Here is an 18,642-nt window from a genome sequence, read left to right as displayed (position 1 = left end):
GGAAAAGCGATCCATGGCCACCAAGACCACCAGCGCCAAGCGCAAACCCGAACCCGCGACCGAAACCAGCCAGTCCCTGGCAGAGCAGATGGCCGCGTTCCTCAAGGCCGGCGGTGAGATCCAGACCATCCCCAACGGCGTGAGTGGCCAGACCCAGGGCCCGTCCCGGCAGATCACCATCAGCAAGAAGTGATGCGCTGACACGAACCGCTTTCGGCGAGCCGCTCTGTACAGGCTCGCCGCGTTCCACCTCCTTCCTGATTTCTCCGAGCATCCCATGACCGATCCCGTGCGCCTTGCCAAACGCGTCGCCGAGCAGTTCGGCTGTTCCCGGCGCGAGGCCGAGCTGTACATCGAGGGCGGCTGGGTCACTGTCGACGGCGAGCTGGTCGAAGCGCCCTTCCTCAAGGTAGGTCCGCAGCAACGTATCGAACTGCAGCCCGGCGCCACGGCGAAGGAAATCGCCCCAGTGACGCTGCTGCTGCACAAGCCAGCCGAACTCCCGATCGACAGTGATAACGATGGCCCCCGCCGTGCGCTGCAGGCCAGCGAGCACTGGGTCGATGATCCGTCCCGCGCCGAACCACTGCAGCGTCACCTGCTGCGCCATACCTTGCTGCTGCCCCTGGATGCCGATGCCAGCGGCCTGAGCGTGCTCAGCCAGCAGCGTGAAGTGATCCGCCTGCTCGGCGACACGCGCAACAAGCTCGAGCAGGAGTACGTCGTCGAGGTCAGCGGCGAAGCGGAAGAAGGTGGCCTGGCGCTGCTGGCCAAGGGAATCGGGCATCGTGGCAGGATCCTGCCCAAGGCCAAGGTCAGCTGGCAGAGCGAAAACCGCCTGCGCGTGGTGGTCAAGGAACCCGCACCAGGCGAGGTTCGCATGCTCTGCGAGGCCATCGGCCTGCGCGTCGTCGCCAGCAAGCGCATACGCATCGGCCGACTGTCGATGGCCAAGCTGCCGGTGGGGCACTGGCGCTTTCTCGGCGAACACGAGCGTTTCTGACGCTGCCGCCTGCACCAGTCGGCGGAGCGCGCTTGCCTTGCCCGCCGCGCTGAATCAGTCTTGAGCACTGGGCCGGGGCAATTCGCCACGACGGCCCACCCTCCAAGACAGGACCGCGATGCAGAAACTGCTGCTCTTGTTGCTGATTCTTCTATCGCTGCATACCCAGGCGGCCGAGCCTGTCACTGTCTGGGCCTATCAACCTTCTCCGCCGTTCGCCTCCGGCCAGAGCCCCGGCCTGTCCGAAACCCTGGTACAGCTGCTCAACGAGCACCCGACCAACCAGGGTCGTTACGAATTCCGCCTGACGCAGCTGCCGCGAAAGCGACTCGATGCCCGGCTCGCCGCCAACGAACCGGGCATTCTTTTATGGGCCACACCGGAGTTCTTTCCCGAACGGTTAACCGCTCGGGCCAGCTGGACGCGACCGCTGCTCTGCGACATTCAGGATTTCGTCTCGCGGCGGGCGGCTCCGGTCGACTATGACGGCCCGCGCTCGCTGCACGGCCTGCGCCTGGGCGGAATCCTCGGGCATCGCTATCGCACACTGCAGGCGGATATCGACAAGGGGCTGATCCGCCGCGAAGACGTGCATACGGACCTGCAGAATCTGAACAAGCTGCTCTCAGGGCGCATCGATGTCGCCCTCATCCCGCGCTCGTCACGCCTGTTCTACAGCCTGACCGAGGTGCCAGAAGCGCAGCTGCACGTTTCACCGAGCCCCCTGTACGTGTTCGACCGCCACGTGCTCATGACTGCCAGCCTGCCCGCCGCGACCACGCAGTACATCCAGCAGCTTGTCGCCGACCTGCCGCACAGTGCCCGCTGGCAGACGTTGCTGCGCCGCTATGGCCTGCAACAGATGAACGCGCCCTGCCCCAATTTCTAAGCGAACGTAAGCCGCACTGGCGAATCGAAGCAGGCACGCCCCATACTGGCGAAAAGAGAACGGAGTACCAATTCAGCCATGAAAAAGGCATTGCTCTTCGGCCTGCTGTTGACTCTCGGCGGTTGCGCCAGCCAATCCTGCGATCGCGCCTGGGACGACGACGGCTGTCGCGCCGAGCGTCTGCTGTACCAGAACGATCTGATGCAGGCCAAGATTCTGATATCGGTCGGTGATGAAGACAGCTACGAACTGGCCCAGGCCCTGCTCGATCGCAGCGCGCGGCTGGATCGGCGCGGTGAGACCGAGTTCTACCAGGCGCTGCTGCTGATCCGTCAGGGCCCGGAGCCCTCCGAAGTGCTGCAATTGCTGGAGAAGGCCAAGCGCAAGGGCCACCCGCACGCGGTGGCGCTGCTCTACAAGATCTACCAGGAGCCCTATCTGATCGAGCAGGCGGACCCGATCAGGGCCGAGGTCTATCGACAGGCCTACGGCGAACTGGACGTCGCGCGCAGCGGCTACCCATCGTTCGACAAATCGCTGGAACTGGTCGATCAGCTGGTTGCGCCACCGCCACCCTCTGTGCCGTACCAGGCACCATGCCCGCAACACTGCCTGGAGCAGTCACGCTAGCATCGCGGGCTGGCGAGGAGCGATCAGGGCGCAGGGGTCTGCGAAATCCGCGGTTCCTCTTCGCCGTCGGCGACCGCGCGCGCTTCCGCTTCGGTGGCGTAAGGGCCGCCAACGATGGTGCCGTTCAGTTCCACCACCCAGCATACGGCCCAGGTCGGGCGCCAGGCTTTGGGTACGTCTTCGCCGCTGAGGTGCTTGATCTGCGAGGTCATGGCGTTTCTCCATTGCTACTGAGACAAGACGGCCGTCCGCGCCGCGGAGCCGGCCCCATGCAATGCAGACCACAAGCCGGCACGCTTTGCTCGTCCCGATCGACGAAACGGACCGAGCCAGAACCCTTGGCGGCAGCTGGGCTCTACACACACAGGTGCCGCCCGCTGAGGAAAGACGATGCGCTCCACCAGCCGCCTGTTTCTGCTGATGTCGCTCTGCACCTTCCTGCTGGTCGGCTGCAGCCGCGCAACCCTGGTCTACCGCAATCTCGACACGCTGATTCCCTGGACACTCAACGATTACCTGGACCTGGACCGCACCCAGCAGCGCGAACTGCGCCAACGGCTGCGTGAACACCTGGCCTGGCACTGCAGCACCCAGTTGCCGGAACTCCTGGCCAGGCTTGACCGGCTGGAGCGAAGCAGTGCCGACGGCCAATTCGAGCCGAGCGATCTGGAGCCACACTACCGCGGCGTACGCGACGCCATGCACAGCATCGCGGTGGAGGTCACCCCGACCGCCACCGATCTGCTGCGGGCATTGAACGACGCGCAAGTCGAGGAACTGCGCAAGGCGCTGGACGAGAACCGCCGTGAACACCGGGAGAAGTACCTCGAGCCGCCCCTGGAGCAGCAGATCCGCGAACGCGCCGAGCGCATGCAGGAGCGCCTGCAGTACTGGTTCGGCCCGCTGAACGCGCAGCAGCGCCAGCGCGTGCTGCGCTGGGCGCACACCCTGAGCGAGCAGAACTGCCGCTGGCTGCGCAACCGCGAGCAATGGCAGGCGATGCTGCTGGCCGCCGTCGAGCAGCGCCACGGCGCCGATTTCGATAAGCGTATCGCCCGGCTCTTGCAGGATCGCGAAGCGCTGCTGAACGAAGATGACCGCGCGGCGCTGCAACGCGCAGAACAGGCCGGTCTGGAACTGGTGGCCGACCTCCATCGTCTGGCCGACGACGGCCAGCGCGCCCATCTGAGCGGACGGCTGACGCAGCTGCAAAGCGACTTCGGCAGTCTGAAGTGCCTGGCCCAGGCCGGCTGACGACCGGGCCTCAGTGCCCCGTCGAGGTCAGCCGACGCAGGGCCTCACGCTGCGCCGGCTCGTCGAGGTCGAGCAACCACTGCGGCTTGCCCGCCACCAGCGCCGCCAGCGGCACGCCATCGCGGTAGAGGATGCGGTTGCCCGGCAGCGCCGGCACCTTGCTGCCCGGCAACAGCGTCCCCAACTGATTCAGCGGATCGACTGCCGAGACCGCCAGCAGCTCGCCCGCCAACGGCCGCTTGCGCACCTCACGCAACAGCGCCAGCGCTTCCGGCAGGGCGAACTGCTCGCCCGCCACGCCTGCGACGAAACGCCCGCCGCGGATCTCGCCACGCGCTTCCAGCCGGTGGTAGACCCGCAACAGCTCGCGCCAGGGCGGCAGCCAGTCCGCCTCGCGCGCCAGCAGTCGCCAGAACACCACGCCGTAACGGCGCAGCAGCACGCGGGCAATATGCTCCAGCGCCTCAGCCGAAAAGCCGGAGCGGCCGGTCGTTTCCTCGGCCTCGGCAGGTTTGCGCACCAGCGCCCAGCGCCCCGCGTCGGCCATACCGCCGATAAAGGCGCCTCCGAGGGTTCGCCGCGCCGTGCGCGAACGCTTGCTGGCCGGCGTCAGCAGCGCACGCAGGCCGGCGAAGCTGTCGGCGTTCACCAGCCCGACCGCCACCAGTTCGCCCAGGGCGTCCTCCAGTTCGCTGCGCAGCAGATGGGCATCGTGCTGCAGTTCGTCGAAGAACAGCGCGCCATGGGTCTGCAGGCAATCGAACACGCGCTGCGCCCGCGATGACAGTTCCGGCGCGGGCGCGTCGCTGGCCAATGCATGCCAGGCACCGAGCTGGCGCCGCGGCAACAGTACGATAGGCGTGCCACGTACCGGCCCGCCGCTGGCCTTGAGACGCCCGGACAGCCGCGTCCAGACAATGCGACCGGAGCGGCACAGCTCATCCAGCCAGGTGCTGCCGTAATCCTTCAGACGGGCCGGCAGCAAGTCGCTTTCCCAGGCCGTCGCGGCCGCCTGGAAGCCTTCCAGCTGCTCGACCAGTGTGCCCAGCGCCTCGCGCCCCTGCATGCGGGTGCCCGCCGACAGATGCTGCCAGTCGGCGAGAAAGCGCATGCAGTCGGCAAGCTCCACCGGCTCGATCTCGCGGCGCAGGCGCTTGACCGTGTAGCGATGGATACGCGCCAACAGGTGCCGCTCGCACCACTCGTCCTCGCTCGCTCCCGGGCTGAAGCGCCCGCGCAGCACATAGCCCTGGGCCTCCAGACGGGTCAGCGCCAGCGCCACCGCCGAGGCCGGCAGGGCCAGCGGTCTAGCGATCAGCGGTACCGGCAGCGGCGCGAAACCGCTCAGACGGGCGCGGATCAGTTCCACCAGCGCCTCCTCTTCGTCGAGCAGCTGGTCATAGCCGGCCGGCAATGGCAGACACGGCTCGCAGGCCGCCTGCGGATAGATCGAACGCAGCCAGGCCAGGCGCTCCAGCGGGGTCCAGAGCGCGCGGTCGTGAGCCACCTGCAGGCGTGTCGCCCGCCCCGCGCGGGCCAGCTCGGCGAGCCATTGCAGCCAGTGCGGCTGCCCCGCCGCCTCGGCCTCGGCGATGCAGCCCAGCGCCGTCAGCGCCTCGTGCAGCTCGTCGCTGTTGCGCGCCTCCGGCCAGGCCTCCGCCCCCACCGCCGCTATCGCCTCGGGGTCCAGCGCGCCAAGGTCGTCGGCCGATTCCGGATCGCTCCAGCGACGGGCGAGCACCGCCTGGGTGCGTCGCTCTTCCAACGGGGCGTCGTCGAGAAAGGCGTAGGGGCGCGCGCCGAGGATTTCCATGGCCAGTGGCGACGGCGCCGGCAGGTCACGTGTCAGCAGCTCGACTTCTCCGCTCTCCATGCGCCGCAGCAGCGCCAGCCAACCCTCGCTGTCCATGGCCTCGTGCAGGCAGTCGTCGAGGGTCTGGCGCACCAGCGGGTGGTCGGGAATCTCCCGCTCACCCACGATGTTCTCCAGGCAGGCCACCTGATCGGGGAACACCGTGGCCAGCAGGTCTTCGCTTTTCATCCGCTGCAGCTGCGGCGCCACCTTGCGCCCGCCGGCCATGCGCGGCAGGGCCAGCGCGGTAGTGGCGATCCAGCGCCAGCGCACGCCGAACAGCGGCGCGTCGAGCAGCGCCTGGATCAACACCTGTCGAATGCAGATAGCGCCAGACCTCATCCAGCGCGAAGCTGTGACTGGTCGACAGCGACAGGATGATCGCGTCCTCGGTGGCTGCCGCCTGCAGCTCGAAGTTGAAGGTGCGGCAGAAGCGCTTGCGCAGCGCCAGGCCCCAGGCACGGTTGATGCGGCTGCCATAGGGCGAGTGGATCACCAGCTGGGTGCCGCCGGACTCATCGAAGAAGCGCTCCATGATCAGCCGCCGCTGGGTCGGCAACGCGCCCAGCGCCGCACATGCACGGGAAAGGTATTCGACGATCTGCTGCGCGGCTTCGCGTGGGATGCCCGGGGTATCGGCGAGCCAATCGATCACCGGCTGCAGGCGTTCGGCCGCTTGCGACTCGGCGCTGGCCAGGCGCTGGTCGATTTCCCCGCGCAGGCGGGCGACCGCGGAGGACAGCTCGTCGCTGCGCCCTGGCGCTTCGCCGAGCCAGAACGGGATGCTTGGCGGCATGCCCTGGGCGTCCTCCACGCGCACCCGCCCCGCCTCGATCTTGAGGATGCGGTAGGAGGTGTTGCCGAGCTGGAACACGTCCCCGGCCAGGCTCTCCACGGCGAAATCCTCGTTCACCGTGCCGATGTTCAGCCCCTGCGGCTCCAGCAGCACGGCGTAGTCGGAGTTGTCGGCGATGGTGCCGCCGGAGGTCAGCGCGGTCAGCCGCCCGCCGCGGCGGCCGCGCAGGCTGCGGGTCGCCAGGTCGCGATGCAGATAGGCGCCGCGCGCGCCATGGCGAGTGGTATAGCCTTCGGCGAGCATCCTCAGCAGCGCCTGATAAGTGTCGTCATCCAGCACCGCATAGGGCATCGCCCGGCGCAGCAGCGCCAGCAGCGCGTCCTCCTGCCATTCACGGCTGGATACCTCGGCGACGATCTGCTGGGCCAGCACGTCCAGCGGCGCCGGGGGAATTCTCAGCGTGTCCAGTTCGCCGCGGCGCACGGCATCGAGCAGCGCGGCGCATTCGATCAGGTCATCACGCGAGCTGGGAAACAGGCGCCCCTTGGATACGCCCGACACCTGGTGACCGGCGCGCCCTACTCGTTGCAGGAAGGCGGCGATCGAACGCGGCGAGCCGAGCTGGCAGACCAGTTCCACGTCGCCGATGTCGATGCCCAGTTCCAGCGAGGCGGTGGCCACCAGCACCTGCAGTTCGCCGCGTTTGAGCTTCTGCTCGGCCGTCAGCCGCTGCTCGCGCGCCAGGCTGCCGTGGTGCGCCGCCACCACCGCGCCGCCCAGCCGTTCGGCCAGATGGCGGGTGGTGCGCTCGGCCATGCGGCGCGTGTTGACGAACACCAGGGTGGTCCGATGCTCGCCGGCCAGCGCGGCCAGGCGGTCGTAGACCAGCGCCCAGGCATCGTTGCTCATTACCGCTTCCAGCGGCACCGGCGGGACTTCAAGCGCCAGGTCGCGGGCGCGGCCATGGCCGATATCGACGATCTCGCAAGGGCGCTCGGTTCCGACCAGAAAGCGCGCAACCGCGTCTATGGGCTTCTGTGTGGCGGACAGCCCGACACGCACCAGCGGCCGTTCGCAGAGCGCCTCCAGCCGCTCCAGCGACAACGCCAGGTGGCTGCCGCGCTTGTTGCCGGCGATGGCGTGGATCTCGTCGACGATCACGCTGCGCACATCGCGCAGCATCTGCCGCCCGGACTCGGAGCCGAGCAGCACGTAGAGCGATTCCGGCGTGGTGACCAGGATATGCGGCACCCGCTTGCGCATCGCGTTGCGCTCGGCCTGCGGCGTGTCGCCGGTGCGCACAGCGGTGCGAATGTCCACCGGCGGCAGGCCGAGCCGTTGCAGCTCGGCGCCGATGCCGGCCAGCGGTTGCTCGAGGTTGATATGGATATCGTTGGACAGCGCCTTGAGCGGCGAGACGTATAGCACCTGGGTGCCGTCGACCAGCCCGCCCTCGGTCAGGCCCTGCTGCACCAGCGCGTCGATGGCAGCGAGAAAGGCGGTCAGCGTCTTGCCCGAACCGGTCGGCGCGGCGACCAGGGTCGAGCGACCGGCGCGTACCAACGGCCAGGCTGCTGCCTGAGCCGGTGTCGGGGCGGGAAAGCTGCGGGAAAACCAGCCCGCCACGGCGGGATGGAAGCGGCACAGCGGATCGGGGGCAGGCATGCTCATGCGGATGAATATGGTGCCGCGCCTGCCATTGCACAAGCGACAGCCGGTCGGCTGTGGGGAAACGGCACCGGCATATGGCGGTCAACTCCAGACAACGGCAACGCAACGGAGACGATCATGACCACAACGCCCCTGAGCCTGGACAACGCGATGCAACTGGCCTCGGAAGCCTTTCTGCCCTGTGGCTGCGTGACCAGCGCCAACCCCGAAGACGACAGCTTCGGTTTCACCGTGATGAACGGCAGCGGCGAAGAACTCGCCCGGGTAGCGCAGGTGCGCGACTACGCCGACCCGCTGCGCATGGCCCAGGTCATCGAGCAGACCCGCCAGGAGCTGATCGACAAGGGTTGCACCCTGGAGCCCTGGACGATGCCCTTCATCACCGACGCCAGCGCCATTCCGGAAACCACTCCGAACTACTGAGGAGGCGGCATGAGCGATCCCGTTCTGTTGATCACCGGCGCCTCGTCCGGGATCGGTGCGGCCACCGCGCGCCAGGCCGCCAAGGCCGGCTATCGCCTGGCACTGGCCGCGCGTTCGGCGGACAAGCTGCAGCGGCTGGTTGATGAAATCGGTCCGCAGCGCGCCATCGCCATCCGCTGCGACGTCACCGACTACGCCGAACAGCAGGCAATGGTGCAGCAGGTTCTGGAGCGCTTCGGCCAGCTCGATGCGGTCTACGCCAACGCCGGCATACCGGGCAGCGAAGGCGGCTTCAGCGCGGCCGACCCGGCGGTATGGAAGGAGATGCTGCTGACCAACGTCTATGGCGTCGGGCTGACGCTGCGCTGCACGCTCGCCGCGCTGAAGGCCAGCCGCGGCCATCTGCTGCTCACCGGCTCGGCGGCAGGGCGCTTCGTCATTCCCGGTTCGATGTACAGCGCCAGCAAATGGGCGGTGACCGGCATGGGCCTGAGCGTGCGCGAGGAGCTGCGCGGCAGCGGTGTACGGGTCACGCTGATCGAGCCGGGCATGGTCGATACGCCGCTGTTCGACGAGCCGCCGGCCTATGCCCTGCAACCGGAGGACATCAGCCGTGCGGTGGTCTACGCGCTGTCGCAACCGGCCCATGTGGATGTCAACGAAATCCTGATCCGCCCGACACCGCCGCTGCAGGACAAGCAATAGGCGCGGCGCTCAGTGCGGGTCGCTGCGCTGCTGCTGTTGCCGCAGGCGGCCCGACTCGTTGATCTCCGCCGGTCCGGCCGTATCGCCATGCCGGTGTTCACCCGCGCCACGCACCCGCTGCAACTGGATGACCTCGCCCTTCTCCCAGGCATTGGCAGCCGTGTCGACCTCGGGTTGCACGATCGATTCGCGGTCACGGCGCCTGGCCTGGGTATCCACACCCAGGCGCTCGTCACGGGCCTTTTCCAGCGCCGGGTCGAGCTGGCCGTCGGCGGTAAAGCCCATCATCAGCGCCGGAATGCCGTAGGGCAGCTCCTTGTCTCGATCGGTATGCCAGGTATGCCAGGTCTTGCCGTAGGTGCTGACCACCTGTTTCATCAGCCGCCTTTCCGCTGCCTGCGGTAGACCCGGCGCAACCAGGCTGCCGGATTTCACCTCGTAGTCGTGGCTATGCCAGAGCTTCTTCTCCTCTTCCGGCAGGGTCTCGAACAGGCGCGCGCTGATGATGTACTCCACCCCCATCAGCTTGGCGTCGCGGCCGTTGCCGTCGTAGATCAGCGCCTGCATCACGTCCTCGTTGAGACGGGTGACGTAGTGGTGCGTCTCCATCTGTCCGTTCATGTCGCCGTTGTAGAAGTGAAAGCCGTTGAGATAGGCGCTCACCGCATTCAGCGGGGCCTGCCCCTGCAACAGCCTTGCCCCCGCCTCCAGGGCATGGGTCTCGACGCTTTTCGGCTTGCCCGCGGTCTCGGTGTAGGACGCGGTGTCGTGCTGGGCGCAGGCGGCGAGCCCGAGCGCCGAGCACAGCATCAGAAACTGTCGCATGGATCGAACTCCTGCTTGGCTTCCTACAGGGAGTGGCCAGGCGTCAGGCGAGTTCAGGACCGAGCAGAAACTTTTGCCCGGCCCGTCGGGTCGCTATGGGAGGCCGTTTCGGTCGTGCAGACACCGCAGGGGGGAACGCCATGGGCAACCTGGCAGAGCAGCCACATCCGCACCCGGCACTCGCCGAACTCGATCAGCTTTTGCAGCGCTACCGCCTGGTGCGCGCCGCCAGCGAGGCGATCTGCACGCCGCTGCAGGTGGAGGACTATGTCATCCAGAGCACACCGGAGGTGAGCCCGCCGAAATGGCATCTGGCACACGTCACCTGGTTCTTCGAGACCTTCGTGCTGCTGCCCTACCTGCCTGGCTACCGGCGCCTGAACGAGGCCTACGACTACCTGTTCAACTCCTACTACCAGACCCATGGCCTGCCCTTCCCGCGAACGCGGCGCGGCGTGCTGTCGCGTCCGGGGGTCGAGGAGATTTATGCCTATCGCCGGCATGTCGATCAGGCCATGGGCGAGCTCTTGGTAAATCCGCCGCGCGAGCAGGCTGCCGAGATCGTCCGTCGCGTCGGCCTGGGCCTGCAGCACGAGCAACAGCACCAGGAGCTGCTGCTCATGGACATCAAGCACATTCTTGCGCAGAACCCCATGCACCCGGTCTATCGCGACGACCTCGCCAGGCCGCAGCCGAGCAGCCCGGAGCGCCCGCGCTGGCACGAGTTCGCTGGCGGCGTGCAGCATATCGGCCATGCTGGCAGTGAGTTCGCCTTCGACTGCGAGACACCGCGGCACCGCCAGTTCGTCGAAGATTTCCAACTGGCCGAACGCCTGGTGAGCAATGGCGAGTACCTGTCCTTCATCGCCGATGGCGGTTACGCGCGACCGGAGCTCTGGCTGTCGGACGGCTGGGATCTGATCCAGCAGGCTGGCTGGAATGCCCCGCTGTACTGGCTGCGCGAGGATGGCGCCTGGCACGAGATGACCCTCGGCGGGCTGCGCACGCTGGATCTGGAAGCGCCGGTCTGCCATGTCAGCTATTACGAGGCCGACGCCTATGCGCGCTGGGCCGGCGCACGGCTACCCAGCGAAGCCGAGTGGGAAGTGGCGGCAGCCGACCAGCCGCTGCGTGGCAACTTCCTGGAAAGCGATTACCTGCAACCGGTCGCTGCGCCTGCCGGCCACGATGGCCCGCAGCAGCTGTTCGGCGACGTCTGGGAGTGGACCGCCAGCGCCTACCTGCCCTACCCCGGCTTTCGCCCGCTGGAAGGCAGCCTCGGCGAATACAACGGCAAGTTCATGTCTGGACAGATGGTGCTGCGCGGCGGCTGCTGCGCCACGCCGGAATCCCACGTGCGGGTGACCTACCGCAACTTCTTCCAGCCGGCGATGCGCTGGCAGTTCGCCGGGCTGCGCCTGGCCAGGGGGCTTTGAACATGGCATTGGCGATACATTTTCACGATCAGCTGCAGCAGCCGCACGAGGCCTCGCTGCGCGACGAGACCCTGGCCGGGTTCGCCGCCACGCCCAAGTGGGCGTCGCCGAAATTCTTCTACGATCGTCGCGGCTCCGAGCTGTTCGAGCAGATTTGCCGGCAGCCGGAGTATTACATCACCCGCACCGAGGAGCAGATCCTCGCCGAGGCGGCCAGCGACATCCTCGACATCGCCGGCCCTCACAGCGATCTGATCGAGCTGGGCAGCGGCGCCAGCCGCAAGGTTCGCCTCCTGCTGGAAGCGCTGCACCCCACCAGCTACCTGGGCATCGACATCTCCGAGGACTTCCTGCTCAGCAGCACCCAGCGCCTGGCCGCGGATTACCCCTGGCTGGAGGTGCATGCTGCCTGCACCGATTTCTCTCATGAACTGAACCTGCCGGATGATTTCTCCAGCGAGCACCCGCTGGTGTTCTTCCCGGGCTCGAGCATCGGCAACTTCACACCCGCCGAGGCCGCGGCATTCCTGCAGCGCCTGCACGATGTGCTGCCGGCCGGCGGCGGTCTGGTGATCGGCGTCGACCTGGTCAAGGATCGGGCGGTGCTGGAAGCGGCCTACAACGACCGCGCCCATGTCACCGCCGCGTTCAACCTCAACCTGTTGCAGCGCATCCGCAACGAGCTGGACAGTGACATCGACCCGTCGCGCTTTGTCCATCGGGCGTTCTTCAACGAGGGCGAGTCGCGCATCGAGATGCACCTGATCAGCCCCGAGGCGCAGGATGTGACCATCGAGGGCCGACGTTTTCACTTCGATGCCGGCGAGAGCCTGCATACGGAAAACTCCTACAAGTACACGCTGGACTCCTTTGCCGCCCTGGCCGACTCCGCCGGCTTCGACTGCCGCGGCCAGTGGACCGATCCGCGCGGGCTGTTCAGCGTCAACTACCTGCAACGGCGTTGACCCATGACGTGTCGATTACCTGCTTCGTTCGCCCTCGGCCTCGCCATGTTCGGGGCCATGGCCACCGGCCCGGTGGCTGCCAGTGAGGAACTGCGCATCGCCCGGCTCACGCGGTGCGGCGATCTGTTCGCCGAGAACGCGCTGAGCTGGTGCCTGAATGCCCGCGGCCTGCCCCGTGCCGACGTGCAGCTGAAGCTGAGCGGCGAGGCGCTGCCCGCCGAGCAGATCAGCCGCGACGGCAATCAGCTGCGTCTGACCCTGCCCGCCGACCAGGTCCGCAGCGGCCCGCTGTGGCTCGAGCACGACGGCAAGCGCAGCAATCCGGTCTGGCTCTCGGCAGGTCGCAGCCAGGTACTCGCCGCCAAGCCCGACGAGGTGGCGCGCAACATGGATGACCTCACCACCTATGTCGATCTGGTCAGCCTGATCATCGAGGAAGACCACGAAGGTCTGGAGAAGGCCCGCCAGCTGTCCGAAAAGTACGGCGCCGAGGTAGTCGGTGCCATCCCGCCGCTCAATACCTACCAGTTGCGCCTGCCGGTGAAAGACCTGACCGAGCGCGATGCCATGGTGCTGCGCCTTGGCAGCGAGGTCGGCGTAGATGCCGTGGTGATCGAGGAATCCGCCGCGGAAAGCGACGAACAGGACAAACAGGAACGGCCGCGCCGGCAGAATCGCGAATGGGCGGCCAACCGCTTTCTCGACGCTGTCGACTATTACCGCGAGCGCATCCCGGATGACCAGCGCGCCGCCGACCGCGCGCCGGTACGCATCGGCATCATCGAACGCGCGGTGGACTTCGACGCCCCGCACTTCGCCGAATACCTCCAGCCCTGCGATCCGCCCGAGCAACGCACCTGTCTCTATGCCCGCGACGCCGACAAGCCGGACAACCACGGCAGTAGCGTGGCCGGCATCCTCGCCGCCCACGCCAGCGACGCCCGAGACCAGGGCTTTCTCGCCTCCCTGGACGGCACCGGCCCGGGCTTCGAGGTGATAGTCGAGCGCAACTCGGACGCCGGCATCACCGCCAATGTGGCGGCCTCGGTGAATCTGGTCGAAGACGGCGCGCGGATTCTCAACTGGAGCTGGGGCATCCATCGCATCGGCACGGTGGACGTGGAAGGTGAACCGGTGGATTCGCTGCTGCGCTCGGGCATCGCCATGAGCGGCTACGAGGAGCTGCTGGAAGAGTTCTTCCTCTGGCTGCGCCGCGAACATCCCGACGTGCTGGTGATCAACTCCGCGGGCAACGGGTCGGCGCACTCCGGGCGCGACGATTATCGCCTGCCGTCGTCCTTCATCACCGAGCAGCTGCTGGTGGTCGGCGGCCACGAGCGCAACGACAAGAAGGATGTCTCGGTGGAACACCCGGACTATGTGCGCAAGCGCAAGTCATCCAATGTCGACATGCGTGTGGACATCACCGCCGCGGCCTGTACGCGCGCCGCCACGCTCGATCCGGAGCAGCGCGGTGACGTGCACTGCGGCACTTCCTACGCCACACCGCTGGTGGCCGGCGCGGTGGCGGCCATGCTGTCGGTCAATCCCGAGCTCGAACCCGATCAGGTGCGTGAATTGCTGCGCCGCAGCGCCATGACCATCGGCCGCGACTCGGACTTCGAACCGGCCGAGGCGGACGACCTTACCGCGCCGATCCTGCCGTCCGAGCGCGGCTATCGGCTGGATGACAACGATGTCGGCCGCTCGGCTCGACTCGACATGCGCAAGGCCCTGGAACTGACGGTCAAGAGCCTGGAGAACACGCGCTAGGCCACGTCACTCCATGTCGCCACAGAGTTCGGCGGCACGCAGCAAGGCCGCCGTCAGCGCGTGGCGCTCCCACGGCGGCAGCGCGGCGAAACGTGTGCGGAATTCCGGCGGCAGCAACGCCGGTGCGTCCTGGAGCAATTCCCGGCCGCAGTCGCTGAGCAGCAGCCATTGGCGGCGGCGGTCCTGGTCGTCGCGCTGACGTTGCAGCAACCCGCGTTCTTCGAGTCGATCGAGCTGACCGGACAGCGTCGCGGCGGTCAGGCTCACGCGCCGGCTCAGGGCACTGGCGGTCATCTGCCCTTCACCGGCCAGCACCTGCAGGATCATCAGCTGCACCGGGCTCAGGCCACCGTAACGCGCCAGACGCTTGGCATGCACTTCGGCATCCTGCTGCAGCCGGCGCATGGCCTGGAACAGCGGCAGTTCGAAGGCCTGAACCTCCAGCACATTAATTTCATTTGAAACTGTTTTTTCAGCCATAAGAACACTTTTCATTGATCCACTCACTTTGACATCAAAGCATTTTTTTGCTTTGGTGTAAAAAGATGACTGACCCGGCCTTAAGCCGATCCAGCGCCGCTGCGCTGGTCCGAAAAGCTGAACTTAGGCGATGACGGGTCAGTCACACTCCCCAACGGCAAAACCGGTAAGGACCTTATGTGTGGCATAGCTGGAGAACTTCGTTTCGATAACCGCCCCGCCGATCTGGCCGCGGTTGAACGCATCACCCAACACCTGACCGCACGCGGCCCGGACGCGTGCGGTTTCCACAGCCAGGGGCCGCTGGCCCTCGGCCATCGACGCCTGAAGATCATGGATCTGTGTGAGGCGTCCGGCCAGCCGATGATCGATTCGGCTCTCGGCCTGTCGATGGTCTTCAATGGCGCCATCTACAACTACCCCGAACTGCGCGCAGAGCTGGAAAACCTCGGCTATCGCTTCTTCTCCGAAGGCGATACCGAGGTGCTGCTCAAGGGCTACCACGCCTGGGGCGAGGCATTGCTGCCACGCCTTAATGGTATGTTCGCCTTCGCTATCTGGGAGCGGGACCGCCAGCAGCTGTTCATCGCCCGTGATCGCCTCGGCGTCAAGCCGCTGTACCTGTCACGCACCGACCAGCGCCTGCGCTTCGCCTCCTCGCTGCCGGCCCTGCTCAAGGGCGGCGACATCGCCGGTGTGCTGAACCCGGTGGCGCTGAACCATTACATGAGCTTCCATGCCGTGGTGCCGGCACCGGACACCCTGATTGCCGGCATCGAGAAGCTACCCCCGGCCAGCTGGATGCGTGTCGACGCCGATGGCACGACCACCACCGAGCGCTGGTGGGAGCTGCAGTTCGGTGCCCGCGAAGACGAGCGCGACTACAGCTTCGAAGACTGGAAGCGTCTGACCCTGGACACCATGCGCGAAGCGGTGGCGATCCGACAGCGTGCCGCAGTGGACGTCGGCGTGCTGCTGTCCGGCGGCGTCGACTCCAGCCTGCTGGTGGGTCTGCTGCGCGAGGCGGGTGTCGACGACAACCTGCTGACCTTCTCCATCGGCTTCGAAGACGCCGGCGGCGAGCGCGGCGACGAGTTCAAGTACTCGGACATCATCGCCAAGCACTACAACACCCGCCATCACCAGCTGCGCATCCAGGAAAAGGAAATCCTCGAGCAGCTGCCGGCCGCCTTCCAGGCCATGAGCGAGCCGATGGTCAGCCACGACTGCATCGCCTTCTACCTGCTCTCGCGGGAAGTGGCCAAGCACTGCAAAGTGGTGCAGAGCGGCCAGGGCGCGGACGAGCTGTTCGCCGGTTACCACTGGTATCCGCTGGTCGATGGTGCCGAGGACCCGGTGGCGGCCTACCTCGCCGCGTTCCGCGACCGCAGCTACGAGGAATATGCCCAGACCATGCAGCAGCAATGGGTGCAGGGCGATTTCTCCGGTGATTTCGTGCGCCGCCACTTCGCCCAGCCGGGTGCCGAGGCCGCGGTGGACAAGGCGCTGCGCATCGACAGCACCGTGATGCTGGTGGATGACCCGGTCAAGCGCGTGGACAACATGACCATGGCCTGGGGCCTGGAGGCGCGCACGCCGTTCCTCGATTACCGCGTGGCTGAACTGTCGGCGCGGATTCCGGCCAAGTTCAAGCTGCCCGAAGGCGGCAAGTACGTGCTCAAGGAAGCCGCACGCCAGGTGATCCCCGCCGCGGTGATCGACCGGCCCAAGGGCTACTTCCCGGTGCCGGGCCTCAAGCACCTGCAGGGTGCCACGCTGAACTGGGTGCGCGAGATGTTGCTCGACCCCAGCCAGGAGCGCGGGCTGTATAACCCGCAGATGCTGGAGAAGCTGCTCGCCGATCCGGATGGCCAGCTTACCCCGCTGCGCGGTTCCAAACTCTGGCAGCTGGCGGCGGTCAACCTATGGTTGAGCGAACAAGGCCTCTAGGGGCATCGATGAGGTCGCGCCATGGCTAGACGGCCCCAATAACCCGCTCACGAACGGCTGCGGCTGGCACGCGCCACGGGGGCGACCGTTTCGCCCCGCCGCTGGCCGGTTCGTGACTTAGCATCAAGGAACGTACCATGCAGAAGTCCCAAGCCTACGGTCAGCGCCTGCTGCGCGGCCAGGCCCCGACCTACCAGCGGTTGCAGGCACGCTTCGCGGAGGATGGTCAGGAAGAACCCTGTGGGCCCGTGGTCCTGCACTGCGGCTGGGGGCGCATCCTTGTCGGCCACACCTATTCGGATCCCGCGCAGCTTGCCGCCGAGCTGCTCAACGAGCAGGCCGGCGAACGCGATATCGCGTTGTACGTGGCGGCGCCCCATCAGGTCCTGTCCTACGCACCACAGCAGCTTTTCCTCGATCCCTCCGACACCCTGCGCATCTGGTTCAGCGACTACCGCCCGTCACAGAAACCGTTTCGCGGCTTCTGCGTGCGCCGCGCCCAGAGCGAGGCGGACTGGCATGCGATCAACGGCCTCTATCAGTCGCGCGGCATGATGCCGGTAGACCCGGAGCGCTGCACGCCACGCGAGCAAGGCGGGCCGGTGTACTGGCTGGCCGAGGACGACACCTCCGGGCAGATCATCGGCAGCGTGATGGGCATTGATCACCACCGCGCCTTCAATGATCCGGAAAACGGTTCGAGTCTCTGGTGCCTGGCAGTCTCGCCCAGTTGCCCCCGACCCGGCGTCGGCGAGGCACTGGTACGCCATCTGATCGAGCACTACATGGGGCGCGGCCTGGCCTACCTGGACCTGTCCGTGCTGCACGACAACCAGCAGGCCAAGGCGCTCTATGCCAAGCTCGGCTTCCGCGACCTGCAGACCTTCACCGTCAAGCGCAAGAACAGCTTCAACCAGCCGCTGTTCCTCGGCCCGGGGCCGGAAGCCAAGCTCAACCCCTACGCCAAGATCATCGTCGACGAAGCCCGCCGGCGCGGCATCGAGATCGAGGTCAACGATGCCGAGGCCGGACTGTTCACGCTCACCCAAGGTGGTCGGCGGGTGCGTTGCCGGGAGTCGCTGTCCGATCTCACCTCGGCCGTGAGCATGACGCTCTGCCAGGACAAGCGCCTGACCCACCGCACCCTGTCCCACGCCGGGATCTGCCTGCCGGCGCAGCGGCTGGCTGGCACGGCGGAGGAAAACGCCGCCTTTCTCGCCGAACATGGCAGCGTGGTGGTCAAGCCGGTGGATGGCGAGCAGGGCATGGGCGTGGCGGTGGACCTGCGTGACGGTGCCGAGATGGAGGAAGCGATCCAGCGCGCCCGCCAGTACGACAGCCGGGTGCTGCTGGAGAGCTACCATCCGGGCCTGGACCTGCGCATCGTGGTCATCGGCTACGAGGTGGTTGCGGCAGCCGTCCGCCGCCCCGCCGAAGTCATCGGTGACGGCCGCACCCGCATCGGCGCGCTGATCGAGAAGCAGAGCCGGCGGCGCCAGGCCGCTACCGGTGGGGAGAGCCAGATCCCGCTGGACGAGGAAACCCAGCGCTGCCTGCGTGACGCCGGTTTCGATTTCGACAGCGTACTGCCCGAGGGCAAGCGCCTGTCCGTGCGGCGCACCGCCAACCTGCACACCGGCGGCACGCTGGAGGATGTCACCGCCCAGCTGCATCCGGTGCTGATCGATGCCGCTGTGCGTGCCGCCCGCGCGCTGGACATCCCGGTGGTCGGCCTCGACCTGCTGGTGCCGGCGCCGGACCAGCCGGAGTACGTCTTCATCGAAGCCAACGAGCGCGTCGGCCTGGCCAATCACGAGCCGCAGCCGACCGCCGAGCGCTTCATCGACCTGCTCTTTCCGCTCAGCGTCGCTGGCTGATCGCCACCCGCCCGGCCTCGGCCGGGCGCAGGCCATCCATCGAGGGGCAGCCCAAGGGCGCCCATCACGCTGTCTCCATTCATTTCATCGGGTGGCTGCAAGGCCGCCGTCAA

15 protein-coding genes and 1 pseudogene are annotated in these 18,642 nt (G+C 66.9%); 12 read left to right on the top strand and 4 right to left on the bottom strand.

The genetic code is table 11. From position 1 onward, the window contains the following. The first annotated feature begins 13 nt into the window (after positions 1-13). From PSTAB_RS06910 to PSTAB_RS06895, 4 genes are all read left to right on the top strand, one after another. Positions 14-193, top strand: a complete 180-nt coding sequence (locus PSTAB_RS06910; RefSeq protein ID WP_013982276.1) for a hypothetical protein — start codon at positions 14-16, stop codon at positions 191-193. Between the two features lie 84 nt (positions 194-277). Next, positions 278-1,003 carry an RNA pseudouridine synthase gene (locus PSTAB_RS06905; protein ID WP_013982275.1) on the top strand — a complete coding sequence of 242 codons (726 nt, stop codon included), beginning with the start codon at positions 278-280 and terminating at the stop codon, positions 1,001-1,003. A 118-nt stretch (positions 1,004-1,121) separates the two neighbouring features. After that, complete coding sequence (locus PSTAB_RS06900) at positions 1,122-1,892, top strand: hypothetical protein (protein WP_011912623.1); 771 nt, start codon at positions 1,122-1,124, stop codon at positions 1,890-1,892. A gap of 78 nt (positions 1,893-1,970) precedes the next feature. Continuing rightward, positions 1,971-2,522, top strand: a complete 552-nt coding sequence (locus PSTAB_RS06895) for a hypothetical protein (RefSeq protein WP_013982274.1) — start codon at positions 1,971-1,973, stop codon at positions 2,520-2,522. A gap of 23 nt (positions 2,523-2,545) precedes the next feature. Here PSTAB_RS06895 and PSTAB_RS06890 read toward each other — a convergent pair whose 3' ends face one another. Beyond that, complete coding sequence (locus PSTAB_RS06890) at positions 2,546-2,734, bottom strand: hypothetical protein (protein ID WP_013982273.1); 189 nt, start codon at positions 2,732-2,734, stop codon at positions 2,546-2,548. Positions 2,735-2,912: 178 nt separating this feature from the next. Here PSTAB_RS06890 and PSTAB_RS06885 point away from each other — a divergent pair, with 178 nt between their 5' ends. Next, positions 2,913-3,776, top strand: a complete 864-nt coding sequence (locus PSTAB_RS06885; protein ID WP_013982272.1) for a DUF6279 family lipoprotein — start codon at positions 2,913-2,915, stop codon at positions 3,774-3,776. A gap of 10 nt (positions 3,777-3,786) precedes the next feature. Here the strand turns inward: PSTAB_RS06885 and PSTAB_RS06880 are convergent. Continuing rightward, positions 3,787-8,095: pseudogene (locus PSTAB_RS06880) on the bottom strand (DEAD/DEAH box helicase). A gap of 117 nt (positions 8,096-8,212) precedes the next feature. On the opposite strand from PSTAB_RS06880, the gene PSTAB_RS06875 reads away from it, so the two are divergent. Further along, positions 8,213-8,518, top strand: a complete 306-nt coding sequence (locus PSTAB_RS06875; protein ID WP_013982271.1) for a hypothetical protein — start codon at positions 8,213-8,215, stop codon at positions 8,516-8,518. A 9-nt stretch (positions 8,519-8,527) separates the two neighbouring features. Then, complete coding sequence (locus PSTAB_RS06870) at positions 8,528-9,223, top strand: SDR family oxidoreductase (RefSeq protein WP_013982270.1); 696 nt, start codon at positions 8,528-8,530, stop codon at positions 9,221-9,223. Positions 9,224-9,232: 9 nt separating this feature from the next. Here the strand turns inward: PSTAB_RS06870 and PSTAB_RS06865 are convergent, their stop codons facing one another. Further along, positions 9,233-10,048, bottom strand: coding sequence for an OBAP family protein (locus PSTAB_RS06865; protein WP_013982269.1), 816 nt, complete (start codon positions 10,046-10,048; stop codon positions 9,233-9,235). 140 nt (positions 10,049-10,188) lie between these two features. Between PSTAB_RS06865 and egtB the strand changes: the two genes are divergently transcribed. Genes egtB through PSTAB_RS06850 form a run of 3 tightly spaced genes read left to right on the top strand, consistent with a single transcriptional unit; the run spans position 10,189 to position 14,222 of the window. Next, positions 10,189-11,484: an ergothioneine biosynthesis protein EgtB gene (gene egtB, locus PSTAB_RS06860; RefSeq protein ID WP_013982268.1), complete on the top strand. Its 1,296-nt coding sequence runs from the start codon at positions 10,189-10,191 to the stop codon at positions 11,482-11,484. A 2-nt stretch (positions 11,485-11,486) separates the two neighbouring features. Further along, positions 11,487-12,449 (top strand): L-histidine N(alpha)-methyltransferase, encoded by a 963-nt coding sequence (gene egtD / locus PSTAB_RS06855; RefSeq protein ID WP_013982267.1) that lies wholly within the window; start codon positions 11,487-11,489, stop codon positions 12,447-12,449. A 3-nt stretch (positions 12,450-12,452) separates the two neighbouring features. Then, positions 12,453-14,222: a S8/S53 family peptidase gene (locus tag PSTAB_RS06850; protein WP_013982266.1), complete on the top strand. Its 1,770-nt coding sequence runs from the start codon at positions 12,453-12,455 to the stop codon at positions 14,220-14,222. A gap of 6 nt (positions 14,223-14,228) precedes the next feature. Here the strand turns inward: PSTAB_RS06850 and PSTAB_RS06845 are convergent, their stop codons facing one another. Beyond that, on the bottom strand, positions 14,229-14,702 hold the full coding sequence (locus tag PSTAB_RS06845; RefSeq protein WP_013982265.1) for a MarR family winged helix-turn-helix transcriptional regulator: 474 nt from the start codon (positions 14,700-14,702) through the stop codon (positions 14,229-14,231). Between the two features lie 177 nt (positions 14,703-14,879). On the opposite strand from PSTAB_RS06845, the gene PSTAB_RS06840 reads away from it, so the two are divergent. Next, a complete protein-coding gene (locus tag PSTAB_RS06840; protein ID WP_011912612.1) occupies positions 14,880-16,652 on the top strand; it encodes an N-acetylglutaminylglutamine amidotransferase in 1,773 nt (590 codons plus the stop codon). A gap of 137 nt (positions 16,653-16,789) precedes the next feature. Further along, the gene (ngg, locus tag PSTAB_RS06835; RefSeq protein ID WP_013982264.1) at positions 16,790-18,529 is read left to right on the top strand and encodes an N-acetylglutaminylglutamine synthetase; all 1,740 of its coding nucleotides are present in this window, start codon (positions 16,790-16,792) and stop codon (positions 18,527-18,529) included. Positions 18,530-18,642 lie beyond the last annotated feature (113 nt).

It is taken from the genome of Stutzerimonas stutzeri (genome assembly GCF_000219605.1).
GTDB classification, from domain to species: Bacteria; Pseudomonadota; Gammaproteobacteria; order Pseudomonadales; family Pseudomonadaceae; genus Stutzerimonas; species Stutzerimonas stutzeri.
Note: the sequence above shows the minus strand (reverse complement) of the source record. Positions and strands in the feature narration are given on the sequence as shown.